A 12,703-nucleotide genomic window follows, 5' to 3' on the forward strand; every position below is an offset into this window, starting at 1 on the left:
TCAGCAGCGTCCGGAAGAAGTTAAAGGATACCTTTTCATTCATTAAGGATTGCTCATGCTCATCCCAGTCATTCTTTCAGGAGGTGCGGGGACTCGTTTGTGGCCTGTTTCCCGTGCAGGGCACCCCAAGCCTTTCATGAAAATGGCCGATGGCCAAAGCCTGCTTTTAAAAACCTACCTGAGGGCCGCTTCGGTTGCTGACGGCGGGCAGATCCTCACTGTCACCAATCGGGACTACTATTTCACCAGTAAAGACGAACTGACCAAGGCAGGAATCGGCGACAAGATGCAGACCCTTTTCCTGCTCGAACCTTTTGGCCGCAACACGGCGGCTGCGGTGGCCATGGCTTCCTTGCACGTCAAGGAAAAGTTCGGCGCCGAAGCCTGTCTGCTGATCCTGCCCGCCGATCACCTGGTGCGGGATCCTGCCGCCTTTGCCTGCGCCGTCGCCGAGGCGCGGGTGCTTGCCGGGCAAGGACTCCTGGTGACCTTCGGCATCGTGCCGAATGCACCTGAAACGGGCTTTGGCTATATCGAGGCCGGCGGCGATCTGACTGTCGGGAAAACGGTCAACCGTTTTGTGGAGAAGCCTGACGCCGACACAGCCAGGCAATACCTGGCGGCGGGGAATTATTATTGGAATGCAGGGATGTTCTGCTTTGCCGCCGGAACGGTTTTGGATCAGATGGCCAGGCATGCCCCGGATGTTTTCGAGGCGGCGCAGGCGTGCTGGCACACCATGCGCCCGTCCGTACAGACGCAGGCGGCAATGTGCGAGATTCCGCCGGAAGAATTTGACAATTTTCCCGATATTTCGATAGACTACGCCTTGATGGAACGCTCGGACGATATCGCTGTGGTGCCGGCGGACATGGGCTGGAGCGATATCGGCTCCTGGGGCGCGGTCAGCCAATTGATCGAGAGCGATGCCGATGACAACCGGAGCACGGGTGAGGCGATCTTCTGCGACAGCCGGAACGTCTATGTTCACAATGAAGACCGCCTGGTCGCCACGGTCGGTATCGACAATCTGATCGTCATCGACACGGCCGATGCCCTGCTCATCGTGCATCCGGACAAGGTCCAGGACGTGAAAAAGGTGGTGACCCGGCTCAAGCAGCAGAATCACGATGCCTACAAGCTGCACCGCACGGTTTTCCGACCCTGGGGGGCTTACACCGTTCTGGAGGAGGGGCCCCGTTTCAAGATCAAGCGGATCGAGGTCAAGCCGGGGGCCAGTCTCAGCATGCAGATGCACCATCACCGCAGCGAGCACTGGATCGTGGTCAACGGCATGGCCAAGGTGGTCAACGGCGACAAGGAGATGCTGGTCGGCGCCAACGAATCCACTTACATCCCCGCTGGCCGTACCCATCGGCTGGAGAATCCCGGCATGCTCAACCTGGTCATGATCGAGGTGCAGAGCGGCGAATACCTGGGTGAGGACGACATCGTCCGCTTTCTCGACAAATACGGCCGGTGCCAATAATGCTTTCCTGCTGCAAGGCGTATGACATTCGCGGTCGGCTGGGTGTCGACCTCGACGAGGAAATCGCCCGCCGCATCGGCAGGGCGTATGGCGAATACCTCAGCCCGCGGAGCGTGGTTGTGGGGTGCGACGGTCGTCTTTCCAGCCCGGCACTCAAGCAGGCCGTGGCCGAAGGGTTGATGGCCGCCGGCGCGGACGTCGTCGATATCGGCCAGACCGGAACCGAAGAGGTCTATTTCGCGGCCTTTCACCTGGATGTCGACGGCGGCATCGAAGTGACCGCCAGCCACAATCCCATGGATTACAACGGGATGAAGCTGGTTCGCGGCGGCGCGCGGCCGATCAGCGGCGATACCGGCTTGCGGGAAATCGAGCGGCTGGCGAGCGACAACGCCTTCGCCCCGGCGGCGAAGCGGGGCACGCTGCGGCAGTGTTCCATCCTCGCCCCGTACATCGGCCATCTGCTGGGCTACATCGAACCGGCGCGGCTCCGCCCCCTGCGGCTGGTCGCCAATGCCGGCAACGGCGTGGCCGGCCATGTGGTCGACGCGCTTGAGGCCCGGTTCCGGGACCTGGCTGTTCCAGTCGAATTCATCAAGGTGCACCACGAGCCGGACCCCGCCTTCCCCAACGGCATCCCCAATCCGCTGCTCCCGGAAAACAGGGCCGCCACCGCCACCGCAGTGCGGACGCACCGGGCGGACATGGGCATCGCCTGGGATGGCGATTTCGACCGCTGCTTTCTTTTCGACGAAACCGGCAGGTTCATCGAAGGCTACTATATCGTCGGCTTGCTGGCGGCAGCCTTTCTCTCTCGCCATCCCGGCGAGAAAATCATCCATGACCCCCGCCTGACCTGGAACACTATCGACATCGTGCGGCGCGCCGGCGGCATCCCCATTCAGAGCAAGACCGGCCACGCCTTCATCAAGGAGCGGATGCGCGCGGAAAACGCCATCTATGGTGGCGAGATGAGCGCGCATCACTATTTCCGCGAGTTCGCCTACTGCGACAGCGGCATGATCCCGTGGCTGCTGGTGGCCGAACTGATGAGCGTCACCGGTAAACCGCTGTCCAGCCTGGTCGGCGACCGCGAGGCTGCTTTTCCGTGCAGTGGCGAGATCAACTACCGCGTGACCGATGCCTCTGATGCCATGCGCCGGGTCGAGAAACATTTTGCCGACCGGAAGCCGGTCATTGACCGCACCGATGGCATCAGCCTCGAGTTCGCCGACTGGCGGTTCAACCTGCGTTCCTCCAACACCGAGCCCCTGCTGCGCCTCAATGTCGAGGCCAGGGGCGACGCCGCGCTGGTGACCGCCCGCGTTGCCGAGATCGAGCGGATTGTCGGGGAGGGGCGCTGATGCCGGCCATGCTCCGCGCCCTGTGGCTTTACCGAGGATTCATCCTCGGCAGCGTTAAGCGGGAATTCCAGGCGAAGTACCGCAACTCCCTGCTCGGAGCCGCCTGGAACATCATTAACCCGCTCACCATGATCGTCGTCTATACGGTGATCTTCGCCGAAGTCATGCGCGCCAAACTGCCGGGTGTCGACAGCAGCTTCGGTTACAGCATCTACCTCTGTGCGGGTGTCCTTACCTGGGGACTGTTCGCCGAGATCGTCGGCAGGGCCCAGAACGTTTTCATCGAGAGCGCCAATCTTCTGAAAAAATTGAATTTCCCCCGTATGTGTCTGCCCGTGGCCGTCGTGTTGGGTGCGCTGCTTAATTTCGCCATCATCTTTGGCCTTTTTACCGGGTTTCTTTTGGTATCGGGCAATTTCCCGGGCCTGGTCTTCCTCGGCCTGTTTCCGGCCCTTGTCCTGCTCGTGCTCTTTGCGATAGGGCTCGGCGTGACTCTGGGGGTATTGAACGTATTCTTTCGCGATGTCGGGCAGTTTTTTGGCATCATCCTCACCTTCTGGTTCTGGCTCACTCCCATCGTTTACCCATCCAGCGCACTGTCCGAACGAATCCGCGATGCCCTGGCATGGAATCCTATGGCCGCGCTGATGCGGGCTTTTCAGGATATTCTGGTTACGCACCGCTGGCCCGACTGGACGAGCCTATGGCCGATTACCTTGCTGGCTGTGGGACTGTGCTGGGCGGGATTGACGCTTTTCCGACGCCATGCCGGCGAAATGGTGGATGAACTCTGATGAGCAGCATCGTTGTCACCGATCTGGGCAAGGCGTACAAGCAGTATCCCACCCGCTGGGCGAGGCTGGCTGAATGGATTGTACCGTGGAGTAAGCCGCGGCATCAACTCAAGTGGGTCTTGCAGGACATCAATTTCACCGTCAACCCCGGCGAGGCAGTCGGCATCATCGGCATCAACGGTGCCGGCAAGAGCACCCTGCTCAAGATGATCACCGGAACTACCCAGCCCACCACCGGCAGCGTTCACATCACCGGCCGGGTGTCCGCCCTGCTGGAACTCGGCATGGGCTTTCATCCCGATTTCACCGGTCGTCAGAACGTGGTCATGGCTGGGCAATTGCTTGGCTACAGTATCGAGGAAATTGCCCGCCTGATGCCCGAGATCGAAGCCTTCGCCGAAATCGGCGATTATATCGACGAGCCTGTGCGGGTGTACTCCAGCGGCATGCAGATGCGGTTGGCCTTTAGCGTTGCCACCGCACAACGCCCGGATGTACTGATTGTCGACGAGGCGCTGTCAGTGGGGGATGCTGCCTTTCAGCGAAAATGTTTTCATCGTATAGAAAATTTTCGTGAAGCTGGCACAACGCTATTGTTTGTGAGTCATGATACGTCAACAATAAAAAAAATATGTACGAGAGGATTGTTCTTGAAGGAGGGATTGCTTTGGTCACAAGGTGATTCGAAGCAGGTTTGCGATCAATACGAAAAATATTTATTCGGAACAATCCGAGAGGAAGTCGGTAATGTGGGTTCAGATTATGTAGAATCACCGAAAGGATTTTGGGATGATTCCCTGTGTAGTAATGTTGCAGAAGAGGTATACGGTGATGGTGGAGCATTAATAAAAGACGTATCGGTCAAAACTACCAATGGATATACCGTAAACGTCATAAAGAACGACGAATCTTTTTCGTTAATATATGAAGTTCAATTCAAAAAGGATGTGTCGAAGGTTTGCTTTGGGATGACGCTACGAACCGTGGAAGGGATCAATCTTTATGGTACGAATACAAATTTTAATGGTGGGACGGATTTCAGGAAAGGAGATGTGGTTAAAGTTACATTTAATCTCAAAAACAATTTGATGCCTGGGAACTACTTCATCTCATGTGGAGCCAGCCACCAGGAGCTTAAAGGGAGGATTTTTTTACACAGACGAGTGGATTGCATAATTTTACGGGTAATTGAAGCTGAGCACATGGGAGAAACAAACGGTTTGGTAAATCTCGAAGCCAAGCACACGGTTTCTGTTAAGAAAGATCAGGTTGGAGTTGCATAAGATGAATAATGGCTTGAGCGCCGAACATTGTTTTCGTTTAGCAGTGGTGAGTACCCCTCGATCTGGAAATACATGGCTACGTATACTACTTGGAGATCTCTATGAGTTGGAACATTTCGCTGTTCATACTCCCGATGATCTGGAGTGGAATAACTTGCCGAATCGCTGCATTCTGCAACTGCATTGGCTAAGAACCCATGATTTCATCAAACGGTTAGAGCGATATGGATTCAGGGTAGTAACGATTGCACGTCATCCGTTGGATGTTTTGCTGTCTATTCTTCATTTTTCGGCACATGCACCACAAACGGCTTTTTGGTTAGGAGGGCTTGGCGGAACAGAGGAAAGCATTATTAACAAGCTCCCAACCAGCCAGCAATTCTTAAACTACGCGTTGAGCCGTAGATTTAGAAATTTGCTTTCTGTCTCATGTGACTGGTGGGGTTGTTCGGATTGGATGATCAGGTATGAGGATTTGGTAGCACTTCCTGAGAGCACACTTTTTGAAATCACGCAGAAATTAGGGCAACCGGTGAAAATTATCCGAGATGTTGTTGCGTGTCATACCTTGGCAGCACTTAAATCTACTGTAACCAATGAGCATTTTTGGCAAGGACGTCCCGGTTTGTGGGAGCAGGTTATCCCGGACAGCTTCATTGTTAAGATTTATGAGCAGTATCGGAATATTTTCCGTACGTTGCAGTATGAGGTAAAGCCTAAAGGGAATCTTCCTGAACTATGCGATCAACGGTGGAAGCAGTTTACTGGCATGGCTGCAACTTGATTGACATGTCCGAGTTCAGCCGTGTCCCGGCCATACATTCCATGCTCTGTCGCCAGCGGGATTTTTCTACAACTTGGTATCATGCATGGCGCCAGCGTATTGCCGATGGTGCGCCGGAGTTGGAGGCCGAGAAACGAACGGTTTGGAGTGTCGTTTGGGATGGTATGAGAAACGAAAAAACGATGCACCGTAAACTTTGGGAATGGTGCGCGATTGCACAAGCCTTGGAAGAGCGCGGCATGCTCATGCCAGGACGCCGTGGCATAGGCTTTGCTGTGGGGCAGGAGCCTCTGGCCTCTCTTTTTGCCGCGCGTGGCGTTGAATTGGTCGCGTCCGACTTTCATGACGAAACAGCCAATGCGAACTGGGCTGCCACCGGACAGCATGGAGATTCTCTCTCTCAAATCCATTGGTCCGGCATCTTGCCCAGAAAAGACTTCATCGCAAAAGTCAGCTATCAAAACATCGACATGCGTGATCTGAGTCATGTCCCCTTGGAAACGTATGACTTTAGTTGGAGTTCCTGCTCGTTCGAACATTTGGGCAGTCTGGAAGCCGGCTTTCAATTTTTGACCAATTCTCTAGATTGCCTCAAACCCGGTGGGATTGCTGTCCATACCACGGAGTTCAACGTATCTTCCAACGAAGATACAATTGAAGTGGGTGACAGCGTAATTTACCGGAAGAAAGACATTGAGGCTTTTGATTTGCGCCTGCGAAGGCTAGGCTACGCCATCGAAGCGCTGGATTTTAATCCGGGATCGGAACAACATGACATAGCGTTCGATTATCCCCCTTTCTACACCCACGGCCGACAGCATCTTAAATTGCAGCTTGGTGAGTACGTTAGTACCTCTATGCTGATCATTATTCGGAAGCCATCCTGATGGGTATTGTTACCTACGCACAGAATTTTGAAGACGTCATGCTCTGGCGTGCGCTCAAGCATGTCGAGAAGGGGTTTTATGTCGACATCGGTGCGCAGGATCCGATCGTAGACTCGGTCAGTTTGGCTTTTTATGAGCACGGCTGGCGGGGTGTCCACGTCGAGCCGACGCAGCAGTACGCAAACAAGTTGCGGGCCGCGCGCCCGGATGAAGTGGTGCTTCAAATGGCCGTGGGCAGTGGGCAAGGCGAAGTAACGTTTTATGAGCTTGCCGACACGGGACTTTCGACAGCTGATTCAGCGATTGCGCAATCGCACATCGATACCGGTTTTGCCCATGTTCAAACAGTGGTTCCCCTGATTTCGATGGATACACTTTTTGAGCAAATCGGTAATCGAGAGATTCATTGGCTGAAATTGGACGTCGAGGGATTGGAAAAATCTGTTCTTGAAAGCTGGGTAGCCTCCAGATCACGCCCTTGGATATTGGTTGTTGAGAGCACGAAGCCGATGACCCAGGAACAAACTTATGAGGATTGGGAGGCGTTGCTCCTTCAAAAGCAATATCAATTCGTCTATTTTGATGGATTAAATCGTTTCTATGTCTCGACCGAGCATGCCGAACTGGTATTGGCATTTTTGTCTCCACCAAATGTATTTGACGGTTTTGTTTTGAGTGGCCAAGCGACTCATTCCTATTACAGGCTAGTGGAAACCAAAGCCCAGCAAGCCGAGGCCAAAGCCCAGCAAGCCGAGGCCAAAGCCCAGCAGGCTGAGAGTGCTTCACTGCACTGGCAGCAACAAGCCCACCAGTGGCACGAGCGCGTTCTTGCACTGCATGCGAGTACTTCCTGGAAGATTACCAAACCCTTGCGTGCGTTCAAGCGGATACTCGGGGGCGATTTCTTAATTTTTTCACGCATTGTTGCTGCGGGTGCACTCACCATCAAGCGTTGGCTTCGTCATGCTGTAGCCGCTAGTGTCCGTTTCGTCCTCAGTCGATCAATGCTTCGCTCAGTTTTAAGCCCTCTCTTAAAATCGATTCCATGGTTGCACAAACGATTGCTTCACGTTGCCATGAACATTCAAGCCACCCGGCAACCTGTGGAGGAAATGCAAATCCCGACCATGTCTCTTCGAGCCCGCCAGATTTACGCCCATCTCAAGGCAGCTATTGAGCAATATCAGAAGAGAAACTGCTGATGCGTATCGTTATCGACATGCAGGGTGCGCAGTCTGAAGGCAGTCGCAACCGCGGAATAGGCCGTTATTCCCTTTCTCTTGCTCTGGCTATGGCTCGCAATCGTGGAGAGCATGAAATTATTCTCGCCCTGAATGGTCTGTTTCCGGACAGCGTTGAACCTATCCGGGTTGCTTTCGACGGTCTGTTGTCACAAAAAAACATCAGGATATGGCATGTTGTGCCGCCGGTAGCCAGTATTAATCCCGATAATAACTGGCGCAGACAATCAGCCGAATTGGTGCGGGAGGCCTTTTTAGCGAGTCTATTACCTGATGTTGTCCATGTGAGCAGTCTGTTTGAAGGATTGGTGGATAATGCCGTTGCCAGCATCGGATGGTTATCCCGGGATTTTTTCACAGCGGTCATGCTGTACGACTTAATACCGTTTATTCACCGTAAACCCTATCTTGATAATGAGACTGTCGCAAAATGGTATTTGGAGAAAATTGAGTACCTACGTCAAGCTGATCTTTGGCTGGCTATCTCGGAATCATCCCGGCAAGAGGGTATATTTCAGCTAGGGATATCTGATGAGCGAACGGTCAACATTTCCACCGATGCAAATGCATGTTTTCAGAAACTTGCGCTTTCAATCGAAGCAAAGAGAAAACTGTGGGAAAAATATGGGTTAATCCGGCCTTTTGTGATGTATACCGGTGGCATCGATTACCGTAAAAACATCGAAAGGTTGATACGTGCTTTTTCAAAGTTGCCTAAATCACTGCGAAATGCTCACCAATTGGCCATTGTCTGTTCCGTGCAGTCGGAAAGCAGATACATGTTGGAGCAACTGGCTGTGCAGCAAGGATTGGACAAAGACGAACTGATTCTCACCGGATTCGTTCCTGAAGAAGACTTGGTTGCTCTCTATAATACTTGTACTCTGTTTGTCTTTCCTTCATGGCACGAAGGTTTCGGGCTTCCCGTGCTGGAAGCCATGCGTTGTGGAGCGCCCGTAATTGGGGCCAATACCTCAAGTTTGCCCGAGGTGATCGGATTGGATGAAGCGATGTTCGATCCGCATTCCGATGAGGCCATAACGCAGGCAATGGAACGCGTTTTGTCAGATGATCTCTTCCGATCCCGACTTGCAGAGCATGGCGGGACACAGGCAACGAAGTTCTCCTGGGACGTGAGTGCAAGGCGTGCTATTGCCGCGATGGAGCGTCTGGTCGCAGGGCGACAAGAAAAAACGTTCACCACCGTAGATAGAACGCGGCGCCCCAAGTTGGCCTATGTTTCCCCTCTTCCGCCCGAACGATCCGGCATCGCTGAATACAGCGCCGAATTGCTTCCTGAACTAGCACGGCACTATGACATTGATGTCATTGTTGACCAAGACGCTCTTTCGGATCCATGGATTGAGTCGCATTGTTCGATTCGGTCTGTGCAATGGTTTGCGGAGCACGCCTATAGTTACAAAAGAGTATTGTATCACTTTGGGAACTCTGCATTCCATCAGCATATGTTTAATTTGCTGAAATCAATCCCAGGAGTTGTGACACTGCATGATTTTTATCTCTCAGGAATCATGCGACATATGGAAATATTTGGTTATGCACCAGGATGCTGCTGGACCCAGGAACTCTATTACTCGCACGGTTATATAGCCCTTTATGATCGATTTCACGCGGAAGATGAGATGGATGTGCTTTGGAAGTATCCGTGTAGCCTAAGCGTGATTCGTAACAGTCTCGGTGTCATTGTTCATTCATCGAACAGCCTTCACCTAGCCCGGCATTGGTATACCGATGAATTGGCGGAGTGGACAGTGATTCCTCTTGTGCGCGATTCAAAGATCCTTGTGGACAAAGAACATGCCCGCATGACACTGGGGTTTGGCCCAGAGGATTTCGTTGTCTGTTCTTTCGGAACCCTTGGACCAACAAAATGCAATCATCGTCTGCTGGAAGCTTGGTTTCACTCCCGATTAGGAAAAGATAAAAAGTGTCATCTTGTTTTTGTTGGAGAGAACGATTTAGGCGACTACGGTGCGCATCTGCTTGCAGCGATCCGGAGAAGCCGAGGGCAAAATATTCTCATCACCGGCTGGGTCGATGTGGATCTGTTTCGTCAATACCTCGCCGCTGCCGATATTGCGGTTCAATTGCGGACCCTGTCTCGCGGAGAAACTTCGGCTGCAGTGTTGGATTGTATGAATTATGGAATCGCCACTATCGTTAATGCCAATGGCAGCATGGCGGAACTTGACAATAATGCGGTCTGGATGCTCCCGGATACATTTTCGGAAGAACAACTGATCGCTGCGTTGGAAACCCTCTGGCAAGACGGAGACCGCCGCCGAAGTGTGGGGAACTTGGCCAGAAACGTTATTCTTGATGTTCATAACCCGCAACGTTGTGCCGCACAGTATTATGAGGCGATTGAACGGTTCTACAAAGCGGGACGTGCGATTGAATCAAGCCTGCCTTCCGCTATTGCCAAGCTTCCAGGGATTCCACCCAACGATGCCGAGCTCATTTCACTTGCGAATGCTCTCGCAGATACGTTTCCATCTGCGTGTACTCAAAAGCAACTGCTGGTGGATATTTCAGGACTGATCCAGTGTGATAAAAAGACAGGCGTCCAGTGTATTGTACGGAACATCCTAAAGGAATGGTTGGATAACCCACCTGATGGTTATCGAGTTGAACCAGTGTATACTTCTGAAGGGCAAAATTATAAATACGCACGAAAATTCACGTTGAATTTTATAGATTGTCCATCAGTTTTTTTTGAGGATGAACCAATAGAATATCAGGCTGGTGATGTCTTTTTCTGTTTGGATTTGCAACCTCAAGTTCTCTTGTCAAAAAGATCATTTTATCAAGAATTACGCCGGAAAGGAGTGTTTGTGCTCTTTACGGTGTATGATTTGCTATACATTCGAATGTCATCAGGCAGGGAAAATTTTAGTCGTTGGCTTGAAGTTGTAGCTGAATGCGATGGCGCAGTATGCATCACTAAAACTGTCGCTGGGGAACTGGCTGAGGAATGGGTGAGAAACGATGTCTCTTTGCACCAGCGGTGTTTCAATATAGAGTGGTTTCATTTTGGCGCCTATAAGGTAGAAAATTCGATGTCAAATATAGAGTTGCCATTCGATGCTAATGCGGTTCTTAGACATGTTCTCAAAAAAATGAACAAATTGTCCAGTGATCACTCGGCTACCACAAGCACTTTTCTTGCTGATGATACTCAAAACTGGGCTAAGTCTGAAACAGAACGTGGCAAAAAAATGAGGCGGAAGTGATCATTCCGACATCCTATCATCAAACACGCCGAAATGTTCGGTGACTTATGTATTGATTAATAAGGTAAAAGTGGCATAGCCATATTGAGGAGGAGATGTTGGCTAAATTACTAAACAACCACTGATTGAAATTCGGTAGTTGTTTAGTGGTCTTTTTATGGAGTAGCAATGAAACTAACAACTGAATCCTGTGCTAAAACAGATTTATTGTCTATAGTTATACCTTGTTATAATGAAGAAGATGTCATCGGTGAAACCATAAACCGTCTTGATATGTTTTGTTCTGCTTTGCATGACTTGGAGACAGAATTAATTTTTGTTGATGATGGTAGTCAGGATAATACTTATAATATATTGAAAAAATCCTTTTTTAAATATAATAATATAAAAATTATAAGTCTTTCAAGGAATTTTGGTCACCAGATTGCTGCTACAGCTGGTATTGATGCTGCAAATGGTGATGCTGTTGTGCTTATTGATGCTGATTTGCAAGATCCTCCAGAGGTTATTTCTCAAATGATAGCCAAATGGCGAGAGGGTTATGATGTAATCTATGGAGTTCGCGTAGAAAGACAAGGTGAATCAGTCTTTAAGCTGGCTACGGCGAAAAGTTTTTATCGTTTTCTGAATAGATTGTCTGATGTTCCTATCCCGCTGGATACAGGTGATTTTCGATTGATGAGCCGTAGGGTAGTCGATGCGCTCAGGGCTATGCCGGAGCGGGACAGGTTTATTCGCGGAATGGTAAGTTGGGTTGGGTTCAGGCAGGCCGCCTTGGCATACAAAAGGGCGGAACGGTTTGCGGGGAAGAGCAAGTATCCATTAAGGAAAATGCTGAGGTTCGCTGCCGACGGAATCGTGTCATTCTCGATAAAACCTCTGCGACTTTCGATAGGCCTTGGTATCTTTTCGGCAGCTTTAGCTCTGCTTGGTATAATATATGTTTTTACTGTGCGACTATTTAGCAATAATTGGGTTGAAGGATGGGCAGCTCTGATGCTTGCTGTGCTGTTTACCGGAGGTGTGCAGCTAATATCTATTGGAATATTGGGAGAATACATAGGAAGAATATATGGTGAGATAAAGAAAAGGCCGTTATATGTCGTGAGTGAATACACTGGATTTGATAAAAATTCTTCGTTTTTTACAAGAAGTCCTGTCGATAATATTAACTATTAATTTATTAGCTTAATATAATGAATGATATGCATTCAGATATGTTTGTGATGCAGTTTGTTAGGTTCGTTTTCGTTGGAATTATTGTGGCTATTGTTCATTTTATTATTCTTTTTCTACTTGTAGAATATGCCCATTTAGGGCCAATATATTCATCATCGCTTGGTTTTGCTGTAAGTGCAATTGTTAATTATCTTCTTAACTATCATTATACTTTTCATTCTAAGGCAAGTCATCATAAGGCAATTGTCAGATTTTTTATAATTGCATTGATTGGTCTTGTTGCAAATGCTTTTCTGATGAAAATATGGATTAGCATGCTGTCTATGTATTATATAGTTGCGCAAATATTTTCGATTTTATGTGTGATGATATGGAACTTTCTTGCGAATAGAAAGTGGACATTTGTTGATCGTATAGAACTTTATTGA

General features: G+C 50.3%; 10 protein-coding genes. All 10 read left to right on the forward strand.

The window, feature by feature from the left end:
* Positions 1 to 55 precede the first annotated feature (55 nt).
* The 10 genes from Q362_RS0100210 (at position 56) to Q362_RS24950 (ending at position 12,703) form a co-directional block, all read left to right on the forward strand.
* The gene (locus Q362_RS0100210; protein ID WP_028317019.1) at positions 56 to 1,489 is read left to right on the forward strand and encodes a mannose-1-phosphate guanylyltransferase/mannose-6-phosphate isomerase; all 1,434 of its coding nucleotides are present in this window, start codon (positions 56 to 58) and stop codon (positions 1,487 to 1,489) included.
* Positions 1,489 to 2,853 carry a phosphohexomutase domain-containing protein gene (locus Q362_RS0100215; RefSeq protein WP_035215093.1) on the forward strand — a complete coding sequence of 455 codons (1,365 nt, stop codon included), beginning with the start codon at positions 1,489 to 1,491 and terminating at the stop codon, positions 2,851 to 2,853. The genes Q362_RS0100210 and Q362_RS0100215 overlap by 1 nt, the downstream gene beginning before the upstream one ends.
* A complete protein-coding gene (locus tag Q362_RS0100220; RefSeq protein ID WP_028317021.1) occupies positions 2,853 to 3,647 on the forward strand; it encodes an ABC transporter permease in 795 nt (264 codons plus the stop codon). Before Q362_RS0100215 ends, Q362_RS0100220 begins: the two co-directional genes overlap by 1 nt.
* The gene (locus Q362_RS18430; protein WP_035215144.1) at positions 3,647 to 4,930 is read left to right on the forward strand and encodes an ABC transporter ATP-binding protein; all 1,284 of its coding nucleotides are present in this window, start codon (positions 3,647 to 3,649) and stop codon (positions 4,928 to 4,930) included. The genes Q362_RS0100220 and Q362_RS18430 overlap by 1 nt, the downstream gene beginning before the upstream one ends.
* 1 nt (position 4,931) lies before the next feature.
* Positions 4,932 to 5,714, forward strand: a complete 783-nt coding sequence (locus tag Q362_RS23310; RefSeq protein ID WP_157469763.1) for a sulfotransferase domain-containing protein — start codon at positions 4,932 to 4,934, stop codon at positions 5,712 to 5,714.
* 5 nt (positions 5,715 to 5,719) lie between these two features.
* The gene (locus Q362_RS0100240; RefSeq protein WP_035215097.1) at positions 5,720 to 6,601 is read left to right on the forward strand and encodes a class I SAM-dependent methyltransferase; all 882 of its coding nucleotides are present in this window, start codon (positions 5,720 to 5,722) and stop codon (positions 6,599 to 6,601) included.
* Positions 6,601 to 7,803 (forward strand): FkbM family methyltransferase, encoded by a 1,203-nt coding sequence (locus Q362_RS21800; RefSeq protein WP_051553400.1) that lies wholly within the window; start codon positions 6,601 to 6,603, stop codon positions 7,801 to 7,803. Before Q362_RS0100240 ends, Q362_RS21800 begins: the two co-directional genes overlap by 1 nt.
* The gene (locus Q362_RS18440; RefSeq protein ID WP_051553402.1) at positions 7,803 to 11,096 is read left to right on the forward strand and encodes a glycosyltransferase; all 3,294 of its coding nucleotides are present in this window, start codon (positions 7,803 to 7,805) and stop codon (positions 11,094 to 11,096) included. Before Q362_RS21800 ends, Q362_RS18440 begins: the two co-directional genes overlap by 1 nt.
* A 168-nt stretch (positions 11,097 to 11,264) precedes the next feature.
* Complete coding sequence (locus tag Q362_RS22590; RefSeq protein ID WP_084312090.1) at positions 11,265 to 12,275, forward strand: glycosyltransferase family 2 protein; 1,011 nt, start codon at positions 11,265 to 11,267, stop codon at positions 12,273 to 12,275.
* A 47-nt stretch (positions 12,276 to 12,322) separates the two neighbouring features.
* Entirely contained in the window at positions 12,323 to 12,703 is a 381-nt protein-coding gene (locus Q362_RS24950) for a GtrA family protein (protein WP_425389232.1), read from the forward strand.

Origin of the sequence: Desulfobulbus elongatus DSM 2908, assembly GCF_000621145.1 — a bacterium.
Lineage (GTDB): Bacteria > Desulfobacterota > Desulfobulbia > Desulfobulbales > Desulfobulbaceae > Desulfobulbus > Desulfobulbus elongatus.